Below are 23,749 nucleotides of genomic sequence, written 5' to 3' on the forward strand. Positions count from 1 at the left end.
CCGTTCAAGCAAAGCAGCCATTGTCGTTGTCCTCAGGCTGCGGTCGGGCTTGGAATGCGCGGCAGGTTCTCTGCCAGAAACCGCCAGTCCTCGCGCTCGCTTTCGCCTTCGTGGCGCTTGCCGAAGAACTGGATGATCATCTTGCCGTCGGCGCCATAGGCTTCGAGAGACGTGACATGGCCATCCTTGGTCGGCTTGCGCACGGCCCAGACCTCCTGGATGTGGTCGGTCCGCAGATGCAGGTGGAAGGTCTCGTCCAGCACGTTGATCCACGGCCCCATCGGCTTGATCGACTTGATGGGGCCCGAATGGATCTGGATGCAGGCGCGATTGCCGACAAAGCACATGATCGGCATCTCGCCCTCGGCGGCATGATGGAACATGGCGCTGACGGCATCGTTGTCGAGCAGCCAGGCGTAATCCTGGCCAACCATGCGCAGCGCCTGGCGGCGGTCGAGCTTCAGCGTCTTCAGCATGCCGAAGAACTGATGCACGTCGGTCAGCCGGCTCCAGCGGTCGCGCAGATCGTCGACGTCAGCGGAAGCGGCGGAAGCCTCGGCCTCGCTTTCAGGCCCGCCTTCTGAAATCGACCCTTCCTCTGAAATCGCGACGCTCGACTCCTGGTTCGGCGATTCCAGCTCAGCCACCAGCTTCTGATAGGCATAGAGGTTGGACGCCGGCCGCAGATGCACCTTGTGCACCGCCTCGCCTGCCGCATCGAAGAACTGCAGGCTGCGCCTGATATCGCCGCCGTCGCGCTTTTCGACGGCAAAGCCGTGCGCCCAGGCTTTCGGGAAGATGCGCAGGTCGATGTTCTCGCCGAGCACCATGGCATTGTGGTTGCCGGTCACGACCTTGTCGTAGACGCCGATCTTCTCGTGCACGGCGCTTTCATTGCGCGTCAGCGCCATGACCTCGCCGACGGCCTCGAGGCCGGTCAAAAGATCATTGACGCGCGGCTCGACGCGGAGGACGCCGTCGCCGCAATGCGCGGCGACCAGCTCGGCCTCCGAAATGCCAAGCTGGGCGGCGAGATCGCGCTCGCGCGTCTTCGGATTGTCTGCCCGCGCCCGCCGGATCTCGTGCGGCGCGGGCCTTACGCGCTGGTCCATATTTTTATTACCTACTTGTTGAGGATGAGCTTGCCCTGGCGGGTGATTTTTAGCCGGTAGAGCGCTCCGTGATGCTCGATGCCGATCTCGTGCTCGCCCTGGAACAGCGCGTTGCTGGACAGGGTCCTCACCGTCAACGGGACCCGATCGAAACGAGCCGAATTGTCGTCGGAACGGCGAACGCGATCGCGAAAGTCATTGGGGCGAAAGTCACTGGGCCGAAAGTCCTTGGGATTGTGCGTGTTCATCTGGTTCGATCCCTTTTCTGGGCCGGGCCTGGTCGGCTGGCGCGGCGGTGCCTGAAATGCCGATTCATTTCTTGACTTTAATACTCATGTTTACTAGTCAGTGCAATACCGGACTAGATGAGTCAAGATTTAAGAAGCCGGACACGACGAAAAATGCATGCGCGTCAAGCCGGCCAGCATCGAACCAGGATTTTTGGAGTTGGGGCATGGGGTTGGGGAATTGGGGACGGCTGGGTCTGGCGAATAGCAACCCAGATCCGGGGCATAGAGGTCCGGCGCATCGATCGATGGCAACGGGCATGGCGGCATTGCTGGCGGGCGCTGCGGCGATCGCTTTGCTTACCCCGTCGGCCAATGCTCAACAGGCCGGCCAAACTGCAACAGATCGGCAGCAGGCCGAACAGGCGCAGGCGCCTGAACAGCCGGCCGCGGCAGGCGCAACGCTGCTCGATCAGATCCTGGTCGTCAGCCGCACCGGCGAGACGGCGATCGATTCCCTGGCTTCGGTCAGCCATGTTGATCAGGAGCAATTGCAACGCCGCATGGCGACGACGCCCAACGACATGCTGTTGGGTGTGCCGGGTGTAGCGGTCCAGGCCGACGCAAGGCGCGTCTCCTCCAGCATCAACATCCGTGGCTTGCAGGATTTCGGCCGCGTCGCGGTCATCGTCGACGGTGCGCGGCAGAATTTCCAGCGCTCCGACCACGGCCCGCAATCGACCTTCTATATCGACCCGGAACTCATCAAATCCGTTGACGTCATTCGCGGCCCGGTCGCCAACACCTATGGCTCGGGCGCCATTGGCGGCGTCGTCCTGTTCGAGACCAAGGACGCGGACGACTATCTTCGCGACGGCGAGACATGGGCGGCGTCCGCGACCGGGCGCTATGAGAGCAACGGCGAAGGCTGGACGACCAGCGCTGCCGGCGCCTACCGTTTCAACGAAAACTGGGATGTCCTCGGCAACATCGTCTATCGCGACTATGACGACTACAAGGATGGCGGCGGCGATACGGTCGACGGCACCGGCTTCGACGTTTTGAGCGGCCTTTTGAAGACAACCATCCGCCCCAGCGAAAACAGCGAACTGAAGCTGGGCTGGAATGGCACGAGCGACGGCTGGAACGAGGTCAGCGGCGGCACGCCGGTGAACGACGTCGACCTCGAGGCGAATACCTTCACGGCGCGCTACAACATCACCGATGCGGACAAGAGCTGGCTCGATCTCCACGTCAACGCCTCCTACAACAAGACCAACATGGAGATGACGAGCCTGGTTGCGCAAAACCGCTTTGATCCGGTCACCGGTCTTCCCATCGTCCTGCCGGCGGGCTCGATGTCGACTTTCGATGTCGGAACTTCGGGCATCGACATCTGGAACACCTCGCGGTTCGAGACCGCCGCCATTGCGCACGAGCTGACCTATGGCGGTGACTGGGTTGGCGACGACGTCGAGACGGGTGGCGACGCAGGCGGCGCCAGTTTCTATACCCCTTCGGGCAAGCGAAACGTTTCCGGCGCCTACATCCAGGACAAGCTCACCTGGGGCTGGCTCGAAATCATCGCCGGCCTGCGTTACGACAGCTACAAGCTGGAAAGCGATGTCGGCGAAACCTCCGGCGACCGGCTGTCGCCGCGCATCACCGTCGGCGTCTCGCCGTTCGAAACCGCCAGCCTTGCGGGACTGCAATTCTACGGCACCTATGCCGAGGGATATCGCTCCCCGTCGCTGTCGGAAACCCTCATCAGCGGCAACCATCCGGCAGGCGTCAGCTTTCCCTTCCTCCCCAATCCCGATCTGAAGCCTGAAACCGGCAAGACCGTCGAATTCGGTATCAACTACAAGCGCAACGACATCCTCGAGGCCGGCGACGCGTTTCGTTTCAAGGCCGCCTACTTCAACAACGACGTCGACGACTACATCGACGGCGTCACCCTGTCGGCTTTCGATCCGACCAGCGGCTGCCCGTTCGGCCCCGGTATCCCGATCTGCTTCCAGTACCAGAACTTTGCAGAAGCCAGGATCCGCGGCTTTGAAATGGAAGCCGTCTATGACGCCGGCTGGGGTTTCGCCGGGCTTTCCGCGTCGATCATCGATGGCCACACCATCTCCTACGACGGCGAGCGGGCAGACCTTGTCACCGTCCCCTCTTCGCAGGTCACCGGGCAACTCGGCTTCCGCTTTCTGGAGGACAAGCTGACCGTCGGCGGCGAGGTGCAGTATAATGGCAGGCCGAAGGGCAATCCGGTGGCCAGGGACTACACGCTGGTCAACGTCTTCGCCAGCTACCAGGCGACCGATAATCTCAAGGTCGATTTTCGCGCTGACAATTTGTTCGGCGTCAAATACACCAACCCGTTGAATGCACCCGCCACTGTTGTAGTTTACGAGCCTGGCGTCACGCTGAAGCTGGCGGCGACAATGCGATTTGGAGGCTGACGACAATGACAAGCTTGACGGCATCGCTTCGCCTGCTGACCTCGGTGCTGGCCATGCCGCTTGCGATGGGTCCGGCGTGGGCGCAACAGTCTGCGCCGGCCCCAGCTCTCACGCTTGAGCTCAATGGCGCGCAGGCCTCCGAAAAAGGCTGCCGTCTGACCTTCGTGGTCAATAACACGCTCGGCGCCGACCTCTCGAAAGCGGCGTTCGAGATCGCGCTGTTCAACGAGGCCGGCGTCGTCGACCGGCTGACCGTGCTCGACTTCAAGGACCTGCCGGCGGGCAAGACCAAGGTGACGCGTTTCGACCTTGCCGGCGCCGACTGCGCCAAGGTCAGCCGCGTGCTGATCAACAGCTCGACCGAATGCGCCGGCACCGGCATCAAGCCGGACGCTTGCATGCGCGGACTGAAGACCGAGACCAAGACCGGCATCGCCTTCGGGGTCTGAGAAGGCAGACTGGAAGCGGGTACGAGGCTGGCCTGTTGCCGCCAGGGCAAATGATGTTGATTTGACAAGTCCGCGCCGGTTGCGGCAGGTCTCGCCGCGAGCCATGCAGAACATCAGTCCCCTCCCCGACGCCGATGGCGAACTGGCGATTGCGCCGACCGGACCGCTTGCGCCGGCCCGACCGTCAGCCATGAGCCGCAAATGGACGACGGCGATCGTCGCCTCCTGCCTGTTTCATGCGGCGGTGGCGGCCGCTTTTCTCGTCGCGCCTGCCGGCAGGTTTGATGCCGGGGACGCAATCGAGGTGGAAGGCGCCGATCAAACCGGCGCCAACGTGGTCGGCAGCGCCTTGGATAGTCAGGGTGCGTTGAACGTCACCCTGGTGCCCGACCCGCGGCCAGCCAAGCCCGAGGTCAAGCCCCAGATCAAGCCAGAGCCGCCTGCCGACCGGCCCACCGGTGACAGGCCCATTAGGGAAATGGCCGCGCAACCACCCCCGCCCTTGCCGCAGATTGTCGAGCAACCCACTGCCACGCCAGACATGCTGATGGCCGAAACCCCACGGCTGGACGAGCAGAGCGTGGTTCCGAAGATCGAAACGCCGGCAGAGCCGGCTGCTCCGGCCGAAAGCACCGAGGCCCCTCCTGCCGATATCGGACAGCCGCCGATCCCGACGCCAAGGCCGAGCGTGACACCAGGTCTTGGCGGGGCCGGCGAAACGAACGATCCCCGCGGCGCCGCGGATGGCGAAGAACGCGAAGCGGTGACTTCCAGCAAGGGCAAGGAGCAGGCAGCGGCAGGCAATGCGATAGAATCCGGCTATAGCGGTGAAGTTCAGAAGAAGCTTGCCCGCGCCAACCGTCATGTTTCGAAAGCGATACAGGCGAGCGCTCGCAACAATGCCAGGGTCGTTTTCGTTGTCATGGCCGACGGCAGCATCAGCGACATACAGCTAGCCGAGAGCTCAGGTTCTGCGGAGCTTGATCAATTCGCTTTGACACTGGTGCGCAAGCAGGCGCCGTTCCCTCCCATTCCAAGCGAAACCGGCAAGTCAAGTTGGGTGTTTAAAGCGCGGATTGGTCCATTTTAACAGCCTGCGCCTCATCGTTTCAGGCAATCCACCAAGCATCATAATCCGCAATCCCGGAAGGACAGCCAATGTACATCGCCATGAACCGCTTCAAGGTCCAGAACGGCTCCGAGGAGGCCTTCGAGGACGTTTGGAAGAACCGTGATTCAAGCCTTTCGGAGATGAAAGGCTTTAAAGAATTTCATCTGCTGCGCGGTCCGGTCAACGAGGCCGAATGCTACACGCTGTTCGCTTCGCACACGGTGTGGGCGAGCCATGAGGATTTCGTCGCCTGGACCAAATCCGAGAACTTCCGCGCCGCGCACCGCAACGCCGGCTCCACCAAGGTGCACTATCTCGGCCATCCGCAGTTCGAGGGCTTCTCGGTCGTCGAGGGCGCGTGAGCAGGTCGCCGCCGGCGAAGCTGCCGATCTCCCCCCTTGCGGGGGAGATGTCCGGTAGGACAGAGGGGGGTGCTGTCCCGCCGACCTATCAAACTGTCACAGCCACGCCCTCAGGCGAATTTCCGGTTGGGAGTGGCTAAAGTCGAAAGTTGGTGATCCTTCACACCCCCCTCTGTCCTACCGGACATCTCCCCCGCAAGGGGGGAGATCGGCAGCTTCGCCGGCAGCGCAAACCTGAAGTGATTGCCCTGCCCGAGATGAGCGCACCCGACCGACCCCTACGCCGCGGCCAGCAGGCTGGCATTGCCGCCGGCGGCCGTGGTGTCGACGCAGACGGCGCGCTCATTCGCATAGGCGGCCGGGTTGAGCACTTCGCTGACCAGCGGCACGATCGGGCCGGCGCGGTCGGCGATCACCTTGCGCACGATGCGAGCGGCCTCGGGCGTGCCGGAAAAGGCAACGACGTCGACACGCAGCGCGCGTGCCTCGACCGGGTCGGGCCGGCCGTCAATGGCCGCCAGCGGCAGGCCCTTGCCGGTCAGTGATGACAGTGCTGCCGGCGCACCCGGCGCGACGGCCAGCACCGCATTGCCGGCGGCGAGCGCCTGGATGGTCTGGGCAAGCAGCGTGTCGGCGTCCGGTCCCAGGCACAGCGCGCGGCCGCGCGGCGACAGCGACAGCGTGTTGGCCTCGCCGGTCGGCCCGGGCAAATCGACCTGGCCGAAATCGATGCTGGCGGCGGCACCGATGGCCGCAGCACCCTTGCCGCGCAAATGCTTCCTCAGCACCGCCACCCGGTCAGCCCGCGTCGACCAGCCGCCAAGCGTCGGGTCCGGCAGATTGTCGGCAAGTTCGGTCGCCGTCACCTTGCGGCCGTCAAGAACCGGCGTGCCCGCCTGCGGCCCCTTGCGGAACCGCCTGAGATAGTGCGGCCCGCCGGCCTTCGGTCCGGTGCCGGAAAGTCCTTCGCCGCCGAACGGCTGCGAGCCGACCACGGCGCCGATCTGGTTGCGATTGACATAGATGTTGCCGGCATGGATGCCGTCGACGAAATGCTGGGCGCGGCCTTCGATGCGGGTGTGCAGGCCGAAGGTCAGGCCATAACCCTTGCGGTTGATCGCGGCGATGACCCCGTCGATATCGTCGGCGTCGAAGCTGGCGACATGCAGCACCGGCCCGAACACCTCGCGCTCGATGTCCTCGATGCCCTTGACCCGAAACACATGCGGCGCCACGAAGCGGCCGGCCTTCGGCGCTTCGAGCTTGGCGATCAGCCGGCCCTGCAGGCCCATTTTGGTGCAATAGTCGCGGATCGATTTTTGTGCCTCCTCGTCGATGACTGGCCCGACATCGGTCGAGATCCGCCAGGGATCGCCGAGGCTGAGCGCTTCCATGGCGCCTTTCAGCATGTCCAGCATCTTCTTCTCGACGTCCTTCTGCACGTAGAGCACGCGCAGCGCCGAGCAGCGCTGGCCGGCGCTCTGGAAGGCCGAGGCCAGGATGTCGCGCACTGCCTGCTCGGGCAGCGCGGTGGAATCGACGATCATCGCATTCAACCCGCCGGTCTCGGCGATCAGCATGGCGTCGGGCGCGGCGGTCTCGGCCAGCTGCTTTTCGATCAGCTTGGCGACCTCGGTCGAGCCGGTGAAGCAGACGCCGGCAATGCGCGGATCGGCGGTCAGCGGGCCGCCGACCGAGGGGCCGTCGCCGGGCAGAAGCTGGATGACGTCTTCCGGCACGCCGGCTTCGCGCAGCAATTCGACGGCGCGGAAGGCAATCAGCGGCGTTTGCTCGGCCGGCTTGGCGATGACCGAATTGCCGGTGACGAGTGCTGCCGCAATCTGGCCGGTGAAGATGGCGAGCGGAAAATTCCATGGCGAGATGCACGCAATCACGCCGCGCGCCTCGGTTCCCGTTTCGGCATTGGCCGCCTCCGTCGCGTAATAGCGCAGGAAATCGACCGCCTCGCGCACTTCGGCGACGCCGTCGGCCAGTGATTTGCCGGCCTCGCGTGTGGCGAGCGCGAAGAATTCGATGGCTTTGGCCTCATAGAGGTCGGCGGCACGGTTGAGGATGGCGGCGCGCTCGGCGACGGCGCGCTTCGCCCAGGCCGGTTGCGCCTCCACACCGATGCGCACGGCGGTCGCAACCTGCTTGGCGGTTGCCTCGCTGACCGTGCCGACCACCTCGTCGGGTTTTGCCGGATTGACCACCGGACGCTGCTTGCCGTAGCCGGCGGCACGGGTGATCGGCCTGGCGTGCCAGCGGTCCGGCCCGGCGAATTCCGCCCTGGCCTTGTCGATCGCGGCCAGCGTCACCGGATCGGTGATGTCGAAGCCCTTCGAATTGCGGCGGGCCGCACCGAAGATCGCCGACGGGCCGGGAATCGCCGGATTGGCGGCCGGACCCTGTTTCTCGACCGTCTCGAGCGGGTCGCGAGCAATATCCTCCGGCTCGACCTCCTCGTCGGTGAGTTGGTGGACGAAGGAGGAATTGGCGCCGTTTTCGAGCAGCCGGCGGACCAGATAGGCAAGCAGGTCGGAATGCGCGCCGACCGGGGCATAGATGCGGCAGCGCGTGCCCTCAGCCCGCCGCACCGTCTCATGCAGCGCCTCGCCCATGCCGTGCAGGCGCTGGAACTCGAAGGAGTCGCGATCGCCGGCCATCGACAGGACGGCGGCGACGGTGTGGGCGTTGTGGGTGGCGAATTGCGGATAGATGCGGTCGGTCATCGACAGCAGCTTTTTCGCGCAGGCCAGATAGGAGACGTCGGTGTTGACCTTGCGGGTGAACACCGGATAGCCGTCGAGCCCGAGCGCCTGCGCCCGCTTGATCTCGGTGTCCCAATAAGCGCCCTTGACCAGCCGCACCATGATGGTGCGGTCGTGCTTCTTCGCCAGCGCATAGAGCCAGTCGATGACGAAGGCGGCGCGCGGGCCATAGGCCTGGACGACGACGCCAAAACCGTTCCAGCCGGCAAGCTCCGGCTCGGCCAGCACCCGCTCGATGATTTCGAGCGACAGGTCGAGGCGGTCGGCCTCCTCGGCGTCGATGTTGAGGCCCATGCGCGAATGGCGCGCCGCCAGCGCCAGCGACAAAAGCCGCTCGGCCATCACAGGCAGCATCTTTTCCTTCTGCGTCGCCTCGTAGCGCGGATGCAGCGCCGACAGCTTGACCGAGATGCCGTGATTCTGGCGGATGTCGGGGCCGTTGGCGCCGGCATCGAGCGACGAGATGGCGTCGGCATAGGCCTTGAGATAGCGCAGTGCGTCGGCCTCGGTGCGGGCCGCTTCGCCCAGCATGTCGAAGGAATAGAGATAGCCTTTCTGGGTCATCGGCCGGCCGCGCTTGACGGCCTCGGCAATGGTGCGGCCGAGCACGAACTGCTCGCCCATTTCGCGCATGGCGGCGGCGACCGCCCTGCGGATGACCGGCTCGCCCAGACGGCGCACCATGGCGCGCAGTGTGCCTTCGATGCCGTCCTCGCCCTCGTCGAGCACCCGGCCGGTCAGCATCAGCGCCCAGGTCGACGCATTGACGAAGATCGAGCTCGAGCCGCCAGAATGCGCCGACCAGTCATGCGGCGCGATCTTGTCGGCGATGAGGTCGTCCATCGTCTCGGTGTCCGGCACCCGCAGCAGCGCTTCGGCCAGGCACATCAGCGCGACGCCCTCCTTGGTGGAAAGGCCGTAGGCGGACAGAAAAACCTCCATCAGCCGCGGATCGGACGAGCCGCGCACCGCCCGCACCAGATCGGCGGCGCGGGCCGAGATTGCCTTGCGCTCTTTCGTCGAAAGCCCTGTCGCCTCGGCCAGCCGCTTCACGGCCTCGTCTTCGTCAGGCAAGTAATTGGCACGGATCTGCTGGCGGATGGCTTCGAGCGCTGGCATGACTGTCCTGTGGAGCGAGCATCAGTGAGCGGTCCGGCGGTCACCGGACGAATGACGCAAGCTAGCACAAAGCGTAGTTTCGATCGGTCCAAAGAAATCGACAGGAGAGGTCGATTGATCTATCATTCGGCCAAATTTCCTCCAATTTGACCAGATATTTGATGACAGAAGACCAATTGGACCGCATCGACAGGAACATCCTTTCGGCGCTGGGCAGCGACGGCCGGCTTTCGATGTCGGAACTCGCGGCAAAGGTCGGCCTGTCGAAGACGCCGGTGCAGGCGCGGGTCAAGCGGCTGGAAAAGGACGGCATCATCCGTGGCTATCAGGCGATCGTCGACCGTGAGCGCATGGGCGAAGGCCATGTTGCCTTCGTCCAGGTGAAACTGTCGGACACCCGCTCGGCCGCGCTCGACGCCTTCAACCGCGCCGTGCAGCCGGTGCCGGAGATCGAGCAATGCCACATGATGGCGTCGAGCTTCGATTATCTGCTGAAAGTCCGCACCACCGACATCGCCGCCTACCGCCGCGTGCTCGGCGAGCGCATCTCCGCCCTGCCCCACGTCGCCCAGACCTCGACCTTCGTGGCGATGGAGACGGTGAAGGACCGGTAGGCGCTGCGGTGCGGTAAGAACCTTCGATGCCGGCGGGACAGCGCCCCCCTCTGTCCTGCCGGACATCTCCCCCACTTGGGGGGAGATCGGCGGCTTCGGCGACAGTGCCCCTTTCCTTGAATGTTGAAAATTGGCGAAAGCCGAGGGGACAGCCAATCTCCCCACTCGTGGGGGAGATGTCCGGCAGGACAGAGGGGGGCGCGAAGGATCGCTACCGAGCAGCTGAGTCCCTTCACTCCGCCAGCGTCTTCAAGAACGCCACCAGCGCCGCGCGCTCGCGGTCCGAAAGCTGCAGCGGGTGGATTTCGGATACACCCTCGACACTGGCAGGCGCCTTCGAATAATGCGCCACAACCTCCTCGAGCGAGGAAAACTGCCCGGCATGCATGTAGGGCGCACGAGTGGCGGCGCCGCGTAGCGACGGCGTCTTGTAAGCGCGCACGAGTTCCGGCCCGGCCTTGACCATGAAGCGCAGCTCGCCGCAGGCGCTGGCGTCGCCATCGCGAAACGCGCCAAAACAGTTGAACGGATCGGCCTCGACTTGGCGCACCGCGTCTATGCGGCCGCGATCCGGCGGCAGGTTCGCCACCGACGGCACGCCGGTGTTGTGAAAACCGCCGTCCGTAAAACGCGGCCCGTTATGGCAGGTCACGCAATTGGCCTTGCCGATGAACAGTTTTAGCCCGAGGATTTCTTCGGGCGACAAGGTGTCGTCGCCTGGCAGTGCCTGTATACCGGTATCCAAAGCGGCGGCGAACCGGTCGAAGCGCGTCTGCGGTGGCGCGATCGATCGCTCGAAGGCGGCGATCGCCTTGCCGATATTGGCGAAGACGCGGTTGACGTCCTCGGCTTGCGCACCGGACATGGCATTCCAGGCAGCCTTCTCGGCATCGCTGCCGAGCGGACTGGCATTGGCCGGCACATTTGAAAGGTCGGGCAGCGGCCCGAAGATGCGCTCGTAGCGCTCGCCGAATCGCGCCTTGATATAATGCGCGTAGGCGGCGCGGTTGCCGGCCTGCTCCAGCGGATTTTCCAGCGGCGCCAGCGCCTGCGCCCAGAGACTGTCGCGCCGCCCGTCCCAGAAGAACCATGCGTCATGCGCAACGCCGGCCAGCGGCATGGTGCGCCGGTTGGTGCGGCCGACACCGACCGCTCGCGGCAGATCGTCCTGGAACTGCCGGTCGATCTTGTGGCAGGTCGAGCAGGAAACCTTGCCGTCGCCGCTCATCCCGGCGTCGAAAAACAGCGTCGCGCCGAGCGCGGCGGCGGCCGGCACGTCGGCGAAGCGGTTGGTGGTGTCGGCTTTCAGCGGCGGCAGGGCTGACAGCGCCAGCGAGGCGATGGTCTTCTTTTCGGCATCGGAAAACTCAGGCTTGCCGCAGCCGGCAAGCACAGCCATCGCCAGCAGCGCGAAAAGTCGCGAAAAGCGGTTCATCTTGCTCCAGCGCTCAGAGCAACACATTGAAGACCACCGTGTCGGATCCGGCCGCCGCGGAAATGGCGAAATGCAGTTGCCACAATCCGCTCATTGTGAATTTCACCCCGCCGATGCGATAGCGGCCGTCGCCCAGATAATCGGTCGCATGCGGGCTGGTCGGCAGACCGTGCCTGTGCTGCGGCATGCCGCCGGATATCGAGATCGCGGCGCCCTCCACCGGGGTGCCCGCATTTGTCTTCAGGGTCAGCAGCCAGGATTCCAGCTCGCCTTGACGGACAACGCCCCGCTCCGGCTCGAAACTGGCTACAAACAGGCCGTTCGCCGTCTCTTTCGACCGGGCAATCTCGGAGCCGGCCATCTCGGAATCGGCAAGCCGAGGCGCTTGCGGCGCGGTCAGATAGACGGCGGCGAGAATGCCGGCCAGCAAGGCAGCCAGACCAACACCTGCCAGAACGTAGCGCCATAACGATGCCAAACCGGTTCCTCTTCCAGAAATAACGTCTCACTGAGCGGATCGCGTCCCGCCGCGCCGCTGAGAAAACGCCGCCGGCGCAAAATCCGCTGCCGCCAAGCATGGCGCTGGCGCCCGCAAAAAGCTACAGCACCGGTCTTTGGTTTTGTGCATGTCGTTATCCCAAAACCGCCGCGCAAGCTGTGGGCGACATGCACCAGGAGAGATACATGGCAGGAAACGGCGTTGCCTCGATCGGTGAATGCATGCTCGAGCTTTCAGGCCAGGCCGGGCCGAACTGGCGCATGGGCTTTGCCGGCGACACATTCAATACGCTGTGGGCGCTGCATGCGCTGAGCGGTGACCGGCCGGCGACCTATGTGTCGGCCTTCGGCGACGACCCGTTCTCGCGCGACCAGATCGATTTCTTCGCGCAAAACGGCATCGGCATCGGCGCCAGCCCGATCATAGCAGGCGCACGGCCCGGCCTCTATGCAATCACGCTGACCGGCGCCGAACGCTCCTTCACCTACTGGCGCGGCGACGCCGCCGCGAGGCAGCTTGCCTCCGACGCGGCCGCTTTGGCGAAAAGCCTTGAAAATCAGGCGCTTGTTTACTTTTCCGGAATCACTTTGGCAATTCTGGACGACGCCGCGCGCAAGACACTTTTGGCGGCGGTGGCCAAGGCGCGCGCCGACGGCTCGCTTGTCGCCTTCGATCCCAATTATCGGCCGCGGCTGTGGCGCCGGCGCGAGGAAGCACAGACCGCGATCCTCGATGCGCTGGCAGTCACTGACATCGCGCTGCCGACCTTTCCCGACGAGCAGATGCTGTTCGGCGACGCAGCGCCGCAGAAAACCGCGGAACGGCTGCGAAAGCTGGTCGGCGAAGTCGCCGTCAAGAACGGTGAGGAACCGGCGCTGATCGCCACAAGCGGGACCCTGCAACCCGTTCCGGCCGTGCATGTCGCCGCCCCCGTCGACACCACCGGCGCCGGCGATTCCTTCAATGGCGCCTATCTCGCCGCCCGGCTTGCCGGCCATGCCCCGACCGAGGCGGTGCTGCGCGCGCATCGCGTCGCCGCGGCCGTCGTCCAAGTGCGCGGCGCGCTGGCGCCATTCGAGACGTTAAGCGCAGCGTTCGAAGATTAAACGCAATCGGACTGGCTGCCGCCAACCGCCACAAGCTTGCAGCCCGGGCGGTCGTTATCCGCGCTTTTCGATGACGCCGTAGAGGACGTTGCGGTTCTCGCCAAAGAACACCTGCGCCTCGACAGTGTTTCGGTCGACGCTGGCATTGATGATGTTCCACATATCGGCCTCCGACCGCAGCAGCAACACCCAGTTCATGAACGTCTCCCGGTAGCCGGCGTCAGGGTTGCCCTCGGCGTAGTTCGCGAAGAGGAATGTCCCGTTCGGCTTCAACATCTGCAGGCAGGTTTTCGTGAGCTTCACGGCGACGTTGTGCGCAAGGTAGTCGTAAAGGCCGGAGGCATAGATGAAGTCGAACTTGCCAAGCTTGTGGCCCCTCGTGAGCATGGTTCGCACCGAACCGTCGATGGCCTCTACCGCAGTGCCCTGAAAGTCGCGCGTGATCAATCCAACGCTCTGAGGATCCTGATCGAGCGCAACCCAGCGCTTGAGACGGCCCTCCTGTAAGGCGGCCGAGCGATTGGCCTCCCTTAAATGGCCGGCCGCAATCGCCAGGACCTCGGTTTGAGGTCCATTCCTGGTCGCAATCTCATCGACATATCGGGTCAAAAGATCGCGTCGTTCGCGTGCCGCGACGCACGACGGCACATCCTTGGTATGCCTGTAGAGCGCCTTGCCGACCTCCGAGGCGTTTGCCACGCTCTCCGCCACGTGCGGATCACAATAGATGTAGTCGAGCAACTGTGCGTCGCCGGAATAACCTCTGGGCTTGTCGTGGGACCACCGCGTGAGCGGATCCTCAAGAAAGTACTCCAGGACCGGGTGGTTCCGCACCACCGGTATCAATGCTTGCCAAACGTCCGGATGAACCTTGATACGCATTGCTTCGAGATGCGACATCAGACGGCGAATGACCTCCGCGGGGTCCTTCTGCTGCTCGATCTGCTGGTGCGTGATGTGGAGAATGAGGGCAAGCTCGACGCGGGCGGTTTCGAACGCTTCGCCATGAGGCTCGAGCTTTCTTCGAGGGAGACTGGCGGCGATCATCTCGGCAGTAATCAGACTTTTGCCATCGAGGATTGTTGCCACCGCAGAACTCCATAATCACATTTAACTAGATATAGTTAGATATTGCCTAAAATTTTATCTTTGCCAAGACAAATCCCCGGCATTTTAGCGGTGTCGTTAAATTCGCACCAACCATGCTGGTTTTTTGGACGCCTTGCGGGTCGGATTCCCGATACGAGTTAACGCAAACCTATCTGCGCGACTGCATATTGCTTGCGAGGCGCCGCAATTCGCTGTCGCGCCCGAGGAGTCGGCCGGCGTGGGGGCAGAAGCTAGAAATGAGTTCGGCATGCAAAGCCCGGTTCAAATGGGGCTTAGGGTGACGAACGATTATGCGTCATCCGCATTGGCCGATATGGCCCATGCGGAACCGCTTGAGCGGCGCTACGAGCCGCGGTCCGACGAGCTTCGCAAACTCTACCGAGAGGAAGGCCAGGCGAAGCGAAGAATGGACGCCAGGCCGGGGCTTTGGATCGCCGTTACCATCTACCTGCTGTTTTCGGCAACGGACCTGCTACTGATTCCGGATGTCGCACTCTATACGATCATGGCCCGCTTCGCGGTCGGAGTGACGGCGCTGTTGACCCTGGAAGCACAACTTCGCCGGGGGGTCGCCACGGAATGGATTGACGTGACTTGCGCCGCTGCCATCATCTTTGGCTATATTGGTTGGTTGTCCCCAGCGGTTATGGGCGCGGACAAGGAAAGCGTCTCTTATTATATGGTCTTCGGCACCATCTTTATGATGAGCGCAAATCTATTTTTTACGTTTAAATTCAATCTGTCTATCGTGACTTCAAGTATAATTCTGATAATACTGTATATTGTAAACTACTTTGTCCCTTCCGCATTGACATACAAGATGGTATTTGGAACTTTCTACATATCATGCTTCACATTTACATCTTACGTAAACTGGAAGCTGAACGAGGAACGTTACAACGTCTTCCTGAACGCCCTCGAAGCCAAAATCCAGCACAAGGAAGCCACCGAGCGCGGCCAGGCGCTGTTGAGTCTGTCGAGAACCGATCCGCTTACGGGTCTGGAGAACCGGCGGGCGATTGACGAGAAGCTGCGCGACTACTGGAGCGACTGGCAAAGGCACGGCAGCGGTTTTGTGGCGATCCTCATCGACGTGGACTTCTTCAAAAGGTTCAACGACTACTACGGACATCAGGAAGGCGACCGCTGCCTGATACTCGTCGCCAATGCCCTTGCCGAAATGATCAAGCAGCGCAATGGCTCAATCGGCCGCTACGGCGGGGAAGAATTCATTGTCCTGGCTCGCATGGAGAAAAGGGAACAGGTTGCAGGTCTCGCGGAAGCCATTCGAAGCACGGTGGAGAACCTCGCGCTTCCCCACCAGCAGCGCAGGGACGGCATCTCGGTGGTGACGGTGAGCGTTGGCGCTGCCTTCACCAGGCCGCAGACCGGCGCCAAGCTGGAGAAGATCATCCACGAGGCCGATCGTGCGCTCTATCTGGCAAAAGCAGGCGGTCGCAATTGTACCTGGCTGTTCGATCCAAACGATCCCCAGAGCAGCGACGAGAGCGAGAATATTGCGGCTTTGCTGAAGATCGCAATCGGCCAGGATCTCGTTTCGCTCGTCTATCAGCCGATCCAGAATGTGGCGTCTGGCCGGGTTGAAGCCGTCGAGGCCCTGATGCGCCTCAAAATGCTCGACGGCACATCGGTTCCGCCGAGCCTGTTCATTCCTGTTGCGGAACGAACCGGCGCGGTCCTGGAACTCGGGCGCTGGGCCATAAGGACAGTATGCACTGAGCTCCTGGCGGACGATCACGTCCGTGTCGTCAGTGTCAACGTCTCTCCAATTCAGCTCAAGACGCCCGGCTTCGCAGCTTCGGTTGCGACGATTTTGAGCGAGACCGGCGTCGCCGGCAGCAGGCTGGCCCTCGAAATCACCGAAGGGCTGGAGATGGAGATGCACTCCGACATTCTGCGCTGCATCAGCGACCTGAAGCTGCTGGGGGTCAGGATATGGCTTGACGACTTCGGGACGGGCTTCGCGGGCCTCTCATGGCTTCGCCTCATCGATTTCGATACGGTGAAGATCGACCGCTCGTTCCTGCATGACTGCGGCACCCCAAGGGGCAAGGCGATGCTGCAGGACATTATTGCCCTGGTGCGAAATCGCGGCCATAAAATCCTGGTCGAGGGGGTGGAAACCGACGAGCAGCTGGCCCTTATCCGCGAATTCGACATCGATAAGATCCAGGGCTTTCACGTCGGCCGCCCTGCTCCCGCCGCGAATTTCCGCACCAAACCGGCCACCTACAAACGCACATTGTCGATCGTCAAGTCGGCATGAATGGCGGCGGAGCGATCTGAGCCCTGCTAGCGATCGTTGCCGCTTCCAGCGGCTTTGTCCCAGCCGAATGCGTGCATCCAATTGCTGGGGTCTCTCCTATCGAAGCCGCTCCCGATAGCTGTCGCCCAAATAAGCTCGACATCGGCGAGGCGGAACCGAGCGAGAAGGACAGGGCGACTATCCCGACCGTGAGATCGACTGCCAGGAGGCGATGGAGCCAAGCTTTCAGGCGATCGTCGACTGCATGCTGGGAGCAGGCTGGACGCGGGGAGATCTGCTGTTCGCCGGTTGCGCCGCCGCCGCGAACTGGCCGAACTACTGGCGATCATCGCCATCGTTTCGCGTGGCGATCCAAGGAAATCAGGAAACAGATCAAGCAGCTGTCGGGGGACTAGGGTCAAAACTCAATCAGCCGGTGATCGACAATGGCCGGGATGGAAGGCGGCCCGTCGCTGGATGTTCCCCCACCACGACAGATAGGCGCTCGCGTATCTCTTTTAGGGCAGCCATAGCCACACTTCCACCCATCGCTTACTTCATGCGGGCATTAAATCGATGACCCGCATGATTGCGACGGCACTGCTCGTGTTCTGGGTGCCTTCGGTCGTATCTGCTTTGGCGCAGGTCCAAACATCGCCCTTCTTGACGGTGAACTTTTTCTCGTTCTGAACGACAGAAAGTTCTCCCTCGGTCAGGTGGCAGAGCATGTCATTCTTCATCACGTTGTCCGGCGTCTTCGCCCCGGGTTGGATTACAACATCGCGTAGCATGACCGTTTTATAAGCTGGTATGACCGAAGCCCGCTCACCAAGCGCTACAACTCTGACACCGGGGCCGACCTCCTTGCCCTCATCGGGGCCGTAAGTCTGTGCGGCGGCTGGGGTCGCCCAAGCGATCAGTGGCGTTGCGGCCACTGTAAGACCGAGTGCAAGTGTGGATCTACGATTGACGGCTTCCATTGCTTCCTCCCTATCAAAAGTTGGTCGGAAAGGTAGGCCAACAAGTCAAGGATGAGCCGTTGCGGCCCAAAGTCAACTGATCTTCCGTTGGGTTTTGAGCCTAGGGCCGGATGGATAACTGCCTGACGACACAAGGAACTCGGAGTGCGAATTGTTCTTGCCGTGACAGCGGTGCGTGACGCTAGTGAACCCGGCTTAACCCACTGCATCGTCGGCCGCTTCTTCATCTCCTTGGCCGCCTCGCCGGCATGCTGGAGGCCCTTCCACAGCCGCTTCCAACTCAGTGAAGGCGGCGCGGCTCCCGCAAAAGGAAACGCCAAGGTCGAGGCGCAACTCGCGATCGGACGCGCCATGATCCGCGCCGGCCGGCCACTCTAGAATCATAACTAGCGGACTTCGCGTCTTAGGCTACTCGGAACCGCTTAATGCCGCCGCGGTCCAGAAGCCAGCGCAATGGCACCAAAGGCGGTTATAATCTCACGCCAGACCATTTCCGGAACCTAGTCAGACATTCCAAGGCAGTCTGCAACAAATCGCCTCCCGTCGGCATCCGTTTGCGGCGGTCATGGTTCACCTGCGACCGAATCTGGACACGGCGCAGAGCCAGGACTACTGTCTACTCAATGAGCAGGTTCGTCCGCATCCTCGCAGTCGTCTTCCTCGCGGCCTTCGCCCTCGGCACGGCGGCGCATGCCGCGGCTTTGACGGACATGTCCCTGAAGATGTCCATGGCTGAGATGGACGGCGACATGCCCGACTGCCAGAACTGTCCCGGCGATGACGGCCAGACGTCGGCATGCGACCAGTTCTGCGTTACCTCGCTTGTCGCGATCTGCACGCCTGCCGCGGCCGAGCTGCCGCATTTCGCCGGTATCGTATCCTTGCCTCCCGGAGAACCGTCCGACGGCCGCACCGGTCCGCCTGAGCCCTATCCTCCCCGAACTACCTTCCTGAGCTGACACGGCCGCGGCATCCGCTCGCGACCGACCCGTCGACGCGCCCGGCTACGTCCGCGCGCCAAAAAAGCCTATTCCGGAATGGTTGATCCAATGCCCTATCCACGTGTGCCGGCGCTGACGCGTCGAACCTTCCTCGCATCGGCCGCCGCCGTTTCGGCGGGCGTGGTGCTTCCACCGCGATCCGACGCCGCAGGCCTTCGCGAGTTCCGGATCCGCGCCGGACCGGGACGCGCCCAGATCGCGCCAGAGCCGCATGGCGATACCCCCATCTGGTGCTATGACGGCAGCCTGCCCGGTCCGGAAATTCGCATCCGCCAGGGAGAACGCCTGCGGGTGGCGGTCGAGAACAAACTCAACGAAGAGACGACTGTGCACTGGCACGGTTTGCGAGTCCCGAACGCGATGGACGGCGTGCCGCACCTCACGCAGGCGCCGATCTGGCCCGGCGAGACCTTTGCCTACGAGTTCGATGCCGTCGACGCAGGCACCTTCTGGTACCATCCGCACCATCGCAGTTTCGAGCAGGTCGGCAGAGGCCTCTACGGCCCGCTGATCGTGGAGGAAGCCGATCCCATCCGGGTCGACCGCGAAGTCACATGGGTGCTGTCCGACTGGCGGCTGACCAAAACCGCCGAGATGCGGGAAGACTTCGGCAACCGCCATGACATGATGCACAACGGCCGGGTCGGAAACACGGTCACGATCAATGGCCGCGTGCCGGATGTCTTTCAGGTGCGAAAGGGAGAACGCATCCGGCTGCGGCTGATCAACGCCGCCAACGCCCGCATTTTCGGCCTCGACTTCGGGAACCATCAGCCTGCCGTCATCGCGCTGGACGGGCAGCCAGTGGAGCCGCATGCGCCAGAAGGCGGACTGGTCGTGCTGGGGCCCGCGATGCGCGCCGACCTCATCCTCGACATGACGGCTGACGCCGGAAGCCGGGTTTCCGTGATCGACCGCTTCTACGAGGGCCTCGAATACCGCCTGGTCGACCTAGCCTATGCCGGTAATCCGCTCAGGCAGGCGGCTCCCGACTGGCCTGTCGCCCTCCCGCCCAACCCGCTGCCGGAGCCGGACCTTGCATCGGCCGTCCGGCACGAGGTCACCTTCAACGGCGGCGTGATGGGAGCCATGGTCATGCAGGAGATGGGCGGCAGCATGGGCGACACGCGCAAGCATTTCCCCGGCGCCGTTGGCGGCATGATGGGCAGCATGGGCGGCATGATGAACATGATGCACTCCGGCGGCATCTGGTTCATCAACGGCATCGCGGCGGAAGGGCACGTCATGGACCCGATGCTGACGCTTGCGCGGGACAAGAGCCATGCCATCGCGATGACCAACGCGACGGCCTGGCATCATCCGATCCACCTGCACGGCCATTCCTTCCGGGTGATCTCCCGGAACGGCAAGCCGAGCAAGCACCGCGAGTGGCAGGACACGGTGCTCATGTCTCCGCGCGAGCGGGTGGAGATCGCCCTCGTTGCCGACAATCCGGGCGACTGGATGCTCCATTGCCACATACTCGAACACCAGGCCGCCGGGATGATGGGCGTCTTCCGCGTCGCCTGACCAATCCCTCAAAAGGAGAACCGAAAATGCGTACTATCCTGAATGCCGTCGCCCTCGCTTCCTTCGTCTGGGCTGCCGTCCCGGCGCTCGCGGGCGAGAAGGACGTCACCCTCTACAAGAACCCGCAGTGCGGCTGCTGCGAAGGCTATGCCGAGTACCTGCGGGAGAACGGCTTCACCGTCACCAGCAAGGCCACCCACGACCTCGCCGAGATGAGCCGCGAGGCAGGCATCGCGGACGAATTCCAGGGCTGCCACCTGTCATTCGTGGATGGCTACGTCGTCAGCGGCCACGTCCCCGTCGGCACGGTCAAGAAGCTGCTCACGGAGCGGCCCGACATCAAGGGCGTGACGCTGCCCGGCATGCCAATGGGCTCGCCGGGAATGAGCGGCACCAAGGAAGCACCGTTCGAGATGCTGGAGATCACCAAGTCTGGCAGCGTGGGCGGCGTATACGCGCGGGAATAGGCCTGCAACGAGACGCGGAAAAGGAGCCGACAACGATGGACGGCGGAATGATGGAAGGCATGAGCGGCATGATGCTGGGCATGGGTGTGGGCTCCTGCTCGCAGTTGCGCTCGTTCTCGCGGTCGCGACCTTGGTGAAGTACCTGTTCTTCAGCGGCCGCAAATGAGCAGGCAGGCTGTTATCCTCGGCTTCGCGGCGCTCTTGGGAGTTGCCGCCCTCGCCTTGATCTGGTCGTTCGGAGCAAGCGAGGCCGCGGCAATTGCGCGGGGACGGCAGCTCTATTCCGCGAACTGCGCCTCCTGCCACGGGGCCAGCCTCGAAGGCCAGCCTGACTGGAAGAGGCAGCTTCCCTCGGGACGCATGCCCGCCCCGCCGCACGATGCATCCGGGCACACCTGGCACCACCCGGACGGGGTGCTGTTCCGGATCACCAAAAAGGGTCCAGCCGCCGTGGTGGGCAACGGGTACGCTAGCGACATGCCGGGATTCGAGGACATTTTGAGCGACGAGGAGATCCGCGCCGTTCTCGCCTTCATCAAGAGCACATGGCCGGAGCGGGAGCGCGCCTACCAGGCGGAGATGAGCCGCCGCGAGCAGGAGAAGACGCAGTGAAGACGATCCTGTCGGCGCTGTTACTTGCCGTTCTTGTGGCCGTGGGCAACGCGCACGCGCAGGAACCGACAGTGATGCCGCTGCACGAGGAGCCGCAGCCCTTGCCGGAGCTCATCTTCGCCGACGAGGCGGGAGAGCTGCAATTTCTCGAAGATTGGCGCGGCAAGATGGTGCTGCTCAACGTGTGGGCGACCTGGTGTGCGCCCTGCCGGGCCGAAATGCCCACGCTCGACCGCCTTCAGGAGCGGCTCGGCGGCGAGGGATTCGATGTCGTCGCCCTTTCGGTGGACCGAGCGGGAGCCAGCGCAGTCCGGAAGTTCTTCGACCAGATCGGGGTCAAACTCCCCGTCTTCATCGACCAGGACGGGACTGCGATCCGCGCGTTGGGACTGTTCGGCCTGCCAGCCACGCTTCTGATCGGCCCGGACGGAAACGAGCTCGCGCGGCTCGCCGGACCCGCCGAATGGGACACCCCCGAGATGGTTTCCTTCTTCGAAGGGATCATCGTACGAGAACTCGACCAAACCGGAGAACGGAGATGAACAGAAAAACACTTCTCGCCGCGATGGCCGTCACGTCTGTCCTCGCGCTTCCCGCATTTGCCCATCATCCGGGCGCCGATCTCGACAGGCTTATGGGCAGCGAGGAGAAGTATTTCCAGGCGATCGACGCTCCCGCAGCGCCGGGATTCGATCTGGCCGACGACGAAGGCAATCCGGTCCGCCTCTCGGACTTCGCCGACAAGGTCGTTGTACTCAATTTCGTGTTCGCGAGTTGCACCGACGTCTGCCCGCTGCACTCCGACCTGATCGCCCGCGTCCAGGCGATGGTCAACGAAACGCCCATGAAGGACCTGGTGCAGTTCCTGACGGTGACGACAGACCCGAAGTCAGACACGCCCGAGGTCATGAAGGGATACGGCGAAGCGCACGGGCTCGACCCGCGCAACTGGACCTTCCTGACCACCCGCGAAGGGCAGGCGGAGGATGCGACGCGCAAGCTGTCCGAGCAATACAACGTCCGTTTCGATCCGCTCGAAGGCGGCCAGCAGATGCATGGCTTGGTGACGCACGTGATCGACCGCGGCGGGCGCTTCGCGGCCAAGTTCCACGGCCTCAGGTTCGATCCGCTGAACCTGGTCATGTACGTCAATGGGCTGACGAACAGCGTGAATCGGCCGTGATCAATTGACCTGATCCAGCACTACCGCCGGACGCCCTCCGAGGTTGTCCGGTTGGGGGAACAACACGGCAACAGCGCACGGATCGCTCATGAGCCGCCGCGCCAGCGCCGCTGGGAACAGGATTCCTGCGTTTCGACGCCGCCGCCGTCGATCTCAGCGATCAGGCCTGGCTCATTGCTTCGTGCTCGCCTCCCGGAACGCCGCCTCTCCGGCCTCCGACACCTCGGCCCACTTCTTGTCGGCTGCCGGATCTGCGGCGTAGCTGTCGTGCCAGTTCCACCATTTGTAGGCTGGGGTCTGGGGATAGCCCTCGGGCGAGTCCTCCCAGACCTCCTGCCGGCCCAACGGCGTGATGTCGAGATAGTTCCAGGTGCCGCCCATCTGCTCGTCGCCGCGATTGTTGATGAAGTAGGTGCGGAACACGCGGTCGCCGTCGCGGATGAACACGTTGTGGCCGTGCCACTCGTCGACACCGAAATCGGCGTCGAAGCTGTCGGTGAGGGTGAACCATGGTATCTCCCAGCCCATCCGCGCCTTCATCCGCGCGATATCCGCCTGCGGCGCACGCGAGACGAAGACGAGGGTGGTGTCACGGGCGTTCAGATGGGCGAGGTGGGCGACCTGGTCGGCCACCATGGAGCAGCCGCGGCAGGCATGGTCGGGCCAGCCGAACACTCCCGGCTCGAAGAAGGCGCGGTAGACGATCAGCTGACGCCGACCGTCGAACAGGTCGAGCAGGCTCACCTTCCCGTCGGGCCCCTCGAACGCATAATTCTTCTCCACCGCCATCCACGGCATCCGCCGCCGCTCGGCGGCCAGCGCGTCACGGGCGCGGATCTGGGCCTTTTCCTTCACGAGCAGCTGCGCGTGGGCCGCTTCCCACTCCTGCGGCGACACCACCGGTGGTGTGCGCATGGCAGTCTGTCCGCTTTTCCGTTCGCTCTTGGCTGCTGAAGTCATGGCTTCCTCCTGATCTGGGCGAATTCCCGCGTCGCCGAAGCACGGCTCATTCGCTGCTCATCGCTGATTGTTGGGCCTAAAATAGTTTGGCACCGGAAAACGACCAGTGGGAGTAACAAGTGTGACGCTATTCCCGCCGACCAAAACCGCGGGTGCAGAATCTCGCCACCCCAGACCGCTAAACAATCACTTCAATCGGAGTGGAGAAGTGGGTGCGCTGCTTGATTATTTCGCCGCCCAGTATTCAGGCGCGCGCAGATCCAGTCGCGATGATGTCATCGGCGTCGTTAATTGCGTCTGTCGGCCACCCGAAGAGCCTGCAGCGCGACGGTGGCGCGTCTGGCGTTTTTCTGTTCGTCGTCCGGGGGTCCGT

Annotated in this window: 22 protein-coding genes; 14 read left to right on the forward strand and 8 right to left on the reverse strand. The window is 63.2% G+C overall.

The window, feature by feature from the left end:
- Nucleotides 1-32 precede the first annotated feature (32 nt).
- Nucleotides 33-1,112 carry a hemin-degrading factor gene (locus tag AC0L17_RS11010; protein WP_473515842.1) on the reverse strand — a complete coding sequence of 360 codons (1,080 nt, stop codon included), beginning with the start codon at nt 1,110-1,112 and terminating at the stop codon, nt 33-35.
- Nucleotides 1,113-1,123: 11 nt separating this feature from the next.
- Nucleotides 1,124-1,360 (reverse strand): hemin uptake protein HemP, encoded by a 237-nt coding sequence (gene hemP, locus AC0L17_RS11015; RefSeq protein WP_287139719.1) that lies wholly within the window; start codon nt 1,358-1,360, stop codon nt 1,124-1,126.
- A gap of 299 nt (nt 1,361-1,659) precedes the next feature.
- On the opposite strand from hemP, the gene AC0L17_RS11020 reads away from it, so the two are divergent.
- The 4 genes from AC0L17_RS11020 (at nt 1,660) to hmuQ (ending at nt 5,723) form a co-directional block, all read left to right on the forward strand.
- The gene (locus AC0L17_RS11020) at nt 1,660-3,801 is read left to right on the forward strand and encodes a TonB-dependent hemoglobin/transferrin/lactoferrin family receptor (protein WP_473515843.1); all 2,142 of its coding nucleotides are present in this window, start codon (nt 1,660-1,662) and stop codon (nt 3,799-3,801) included.
- 5 nt (nt 3,802-3,806) lie between these two features.
- Nucleotides 3,807-4,250, forward strand: coding sequence for a hypothetical protein (locus tag AC0L17_RS11025; protein ID WP_236376692.1), 444 nt, complete (start codon nt 3,807-3,809; stop codon nt 4,248-4,250).
- Nucleotides 4,251-4,494: 244 nt separating this feature from the next.
- Nucleotides 4,495-5,340 (forward strand): energy transducer TonB family protein, encoded by an 846-nt coding sequence (locus tag AC0L17_RS11030; protein WP_473515844.1) that lies wholly within the window; start codon nt 4,495-4,497, stop codon nt 5,338-5,340.
- 68 nt (nt 5,341-5,408) lie between these two features.
- On the forward strand, nt 5,409-5,723 hold the full coding sequence (hmuQ, locus tag AC0L17_RS11035) for a heme-degrading protein HmuQ (protein WP_473515845.1): 315 nt from the start codon (nt 5,409-5,411) through the stop codon (nt 5,721-5,723).
- A gap of 278 nt (nt 5,724-6,001) precedes the next feature.
- Here the strand turns inward: hmuQ and putA are convergent, their stop codons facing one another.
- A complete protein-coding gene (gene putA, locus AC0L17_RS11040) occupies nt 6,002-9,613 on the reverse strand; it encodes a bifunctional proline dehydrogenase/L-glutamate gamma-semialdehyde dehydrogenase PutA (RefSeq protein WP_473515846.1) in 3,612 nt (1,203 codons plus the stop codon).
- A 161-nt stretch (nt 9,614-9,774) separates the two neighbouring features.
- Between putA and AC0L17_RS11045 the strand changes: the two genes are divergently transcribed.
- Nucleotides 9,775-10,227, forward strand: coding sequence for an Lrp/AsnC family transcriptional regulator (locus tag AC0L17_RS11045; protein ID WP_473515848.1), 453 nt, complete (start codon nt 9,775-9,777; stop codon nt 10,225-10,227).
- Between the two features lie 232 nt (nt 10,228-10,459).
- Here the strand turns inward: AC0L17_RS11045 and AC0L17_RS11050 are convergent, their stop codons facing one another.
- Complete coding sequence (locus AC0L17_RS11050; protein WP_473515849.1) at nt 10,460-11,662, reverse strand: cytochrome-c peroxidase; 1,203 nt, start codon at nt 11,660-11,662, stop codon at nt 10,460-10,462.
- A gap of 13 nt (nt 11,663-11,675) precedes the next feature.
- On the reverse strand, nt 11,676-12,140 hold the full coding sequence (locus AC0L17_RS11055) for a FixH family protein (RefSeq protein ID WP_473515850.1): 465 nt from the start codon (nt 12,138-12,140) through the stop codon (nt 11,676-11,678).
- A gap of 206 nt (nt 12,141-12,346) precedes the next feature.
- On the opposite strand from AC0L17_RS11055, the gene AC0L17_RS11060 reads away from it, so the two are divergent.
- A complete protein-coding gene (locus AC0L17_RS11060) occupies nt 12,347-13,267 on the forward strand; it encodes a sugar kinase (RefSeq protein WP_473515851.1) in 921 nt (306 codons plus the stop codon).
- 54 nt (nt 13,268-13,321) lie between these two features.
- Here the strand turns inward: AC0L17_RS11060 and AC0L17_RS11065 are convergent, their stop codons facing one another.
- Entirely contained in the window at nt 13,322-14,356 is a 1,035-nt protein-coding gene (locus tag AC0L17_RS11065; RefSeq protein WP_473515852.1) for a class I SAM-dependent methyltransferase, read from the reverse strand.
- A gap of 334 nt (nt 14,357-14,690) precedes the next feature.
- On the opposite strand from AC0L17_RS11065, the gene AC0L17_RS11070 reads away from it, so the two are divergent.
- On the forward strand, nt 14,691-16,664 hold the full coding sequence (locus tag AC0L17_RS11070; protein ID WP_473515968.1) for a putative bifunctional diguanylate cyclase/phosphodiesterase: 1,974 nt from the start codon (nt 14,691-14,693) through the stop codon (nt 16,662-16,664).
- Nucleotides 16,665-17,200: 536 nt separating this feature from the next.
- Here AC0L17_RS11070 and AC0L17_RS11075 read toward each other — a convergent pair.
- Nucleotides 17,201-17,623: a hypothetical protein gene (locus AC0L17_RS11075; protein ID WP_091598150.1), complete on the reverse strand. Its 423-nt coding sequence runs from the start codon at nt 17,621-17,623 to the stop codon at nt 17,201-17,203.
- 144 nt (nt 17,624-17,767) lie between these two features.
- Here AC0L17_RS11075 and AC0L17_RS11080 point away from each other — a divergent pair, with 144 nt between their 5' ends.
- The 7 genes from AC0L17_RS11080 to AC0L17_RS11110 all read left to right on the forward strand — a co-directional run bounded on the left by AC0L17_RS11080 (nt 17,768) and on the right by AC0L17_RS11110 (nt 22,416).
- Nucleotides 17,768-18,001 (forward strand): hypothetical protein, encoded by a 234-nt coding sequence (locus tag AC0L17_RS11080; RefSeq protein WP_473515853.1) that lies wholly within the window; start codon nt 17,768-17,770, stop codon nt 17,999-18,001.
- A 245-nt stretch (nt 18,002-18,246) separates the two neighbouring features.
- Nucleotides 18,247-18,582, forward strand: coding sequence for a hypothetical protein (locus AC0L17_RS11085; RefSeq protein WP_473515854.1), 336 nt, complete (start codon nt 18,247-18,249; stop codon nt 18,580-18,582).
- Nucleotides 18,583-18,672: 90 nt separating this feature from the next.
- Nucleotides 18,673-20,154 carry a multicopper oxidase family protein gene (locus AC0L17_RS11090; RefSeq protein ID WP_473515855.1) on the forward strand — a complete coding sequence of 494 codons (1,482 nt, stop codon included), beginning with the start codon at nt 18,673-18,675 and terminating at the stop codon, nt 20,152-20,154.
- A 26-nt stretch (nt 20,155-20,180) separates the two neighbouring features.
- Nucleotides 20,181-20,621, forward strand: coding sequence for a DUF411 domain-containing protein (locus AC0L17_RS11095; protein WP_023803572.1), 441 nt, complete (start codon nt 20,181-20,183; stop codon nt 20,619-20,621).
- Nucleotides 20,622-20,783: 162 nt separating this feature from the next.
- On the forward strand, nt 20,784-21,233 hold the full coding sequence (locus AC0L17_RS11100) for a c-type cytochrome (protein WP_473515856.1): 450 nt from the start codon (nt 20,784-20,786) through the stop codon (nt 21,231-21,233).
- Nucleotides 21,230-21,775 (forward strand): TlpA family protein disulfide reductase, encoded by a 546-nt coding sequence (locus tag AC0L17_RS11105; protein WP_473515857.1) that lies wholly within the window; start codon nt 21,230-21,232, stop codon nt 21,773-21,775. Before AC0L17_RS11100 ends, AC0L17_RS11105 begins: the two co-directional genes overlap by 4 nt.
- Nucleotides 21,772-22,416, forward strand: coding sequence for an SCO family protein (locus AC0L17_RS11110; protein ID WP_091598162.1), 645 nt, complete (start codon nt 21,772-21,774; stop codon nt 22,414-22,416). Before AC0L17_RS11105 ends, AC0L17_RS11110 begins: the two co-directional genes overlap by 4 nt.
- A 171-nt stretch (nt 22,417-22,587) precedes the next feature.
- Here AC0L17_RS11110 and AC0L17_RS11115 read toward each other — a convergent pair whose 3' ends face one another.
- Complete coding sequence (locus AC0L17_RS11115) at nt 22,588-23,376, reverse strand: DUF899 domain-containing protein (protein ID WP_473515858.1); 789 nt, start codon at nt 23,374-23,376, stop codon at nt 22,588-22,590.
- Between the last annotated feature and the right edge of the window lie 373 nt (nt 23,377-23,749).

It is taken from the genome of Mesorhizobium sp. WSM4829, assembly GCF_055811475.1.

Bases quoted from the DNA above. Each gene is read 5' to 3' on its own strand.
- AC0L17_RS11010 (WP_473515842.1), bottom strand. From the start codon at position 1,112: ATGGACCAGCGCGTAAGGCCCGCGCCGCACGAGATCCGGCGGGCGCGG.
- hemP (WP_287139719.1), bottom strand. From the start codon at position 1,360: ATGAACACGCACAATCCCAAGGACTTTCGGCCCAGTGACTTTCGCCCC.
- AC0L17_RS11020 (WP_473515843.1), top strand. From the start codon at position 1,660: ATGGCGGCATTGCTGGCGGGCGCTGCGGCGATCGCTTTGCTTACCCCG.
- AC0L17_RS11025 (WP_236376692.1), top strand. From the start codon at position 3,807: ATGACAAGCTTGACGGCATCGCTTCGCCTGCTGACCTCGGTGCTGGCC.
- hmuQ (WP_473515845.1), top strand. From the start codon at position 5,409: ATGTACATCGCCATGAACCGCTTCAAGGTCCAGAACGGCTCCGAGGAG.
- putA (WP_473515846.1), bottom strand. From the start codon at position 9,613: ATGCCAGCGCTCGAAGCCATCCGCCAGCAGATCCGTGCCAATTACTTG.
- AC0L17_RS11045 (WP_473515848.1), top strand. From the start codon at position 9,775: ATGACAGAAGACCAATTGGACCGCATCGACAGGAACATCCTTTCGGCG.
- AC0L17_RS11050 (WP_473515849.1), bottom strand. From the start codon at position 11,662: ATGAACCGCTTTTCGCGACTTTTCGCGCTGCTGGCGATGGCTGTGCTT.
- AC0L17_RS11060 (WP_473515851.1), top strand. From the start codon at position 12,347: ATGGCAGGAAACGGCGTTGCCTCGATCGGTGAATGCATGCTCGAGCTT.
- AC0L17_RS11070 (WP_473515968.1), top strand. From the start codon at position 14,691: ATGGCCCATGCGGAACCGCTTGAGCGGCGCTACGAGCCGCGGTCCGAC.
- AC0L17_RS11075 (WP_091598150.1), bottom strand. From the start codon at position 17,623: ATGGAAGCCGTCAATCGTAGATCCACACTTGCACTCGGTCTTACAGTG.
- AC0L17_RS11085 (WP_473515854.1), top strand. From the start codon at position 18,247: ATGAGCAGGTTCGTCCGCATCCTCGCAGTCGTCTTCCTCGCGGCCTTC.
- AC0L17_RS11090 (WP_473515855.1), top strand. From the start codon at position 18,673: ATGCCCTATCCACGTGTGCCGGCGCTGACGCGTCGAACCTTCCTCGCA.
- AC0L17_RS11095 (WP_023803572.1), top strand. From the start codon at position 20,181: ATGCGTACTATCCTGAATGCCGTCGCCCTCGCTTCCTTCGTCTGGGCT.
- AC0L17_RS11100 (WP_473515856.1), top strand. From the start codon at position 20,784: ATGAGCAGGCAGGCTGTTATCCTCGGCTTCGCGGCGCTCTTGGGAGTT.
- AC0L17_RS11110 (WP_091598162.1), top strand. From the start codon at position 21,772: ATGAACAGAAAAACACTTCTCGCCGCGATGGCCGTCACGTCTGTCCTC.
- AC0L17_RS11115 (WP_473515858.1), bottom strand. From the start codon at position 23,376: ATGACTTCAGCAGCCAAGAGCGAACGGAAAAGCGGACAGACTGCCATG.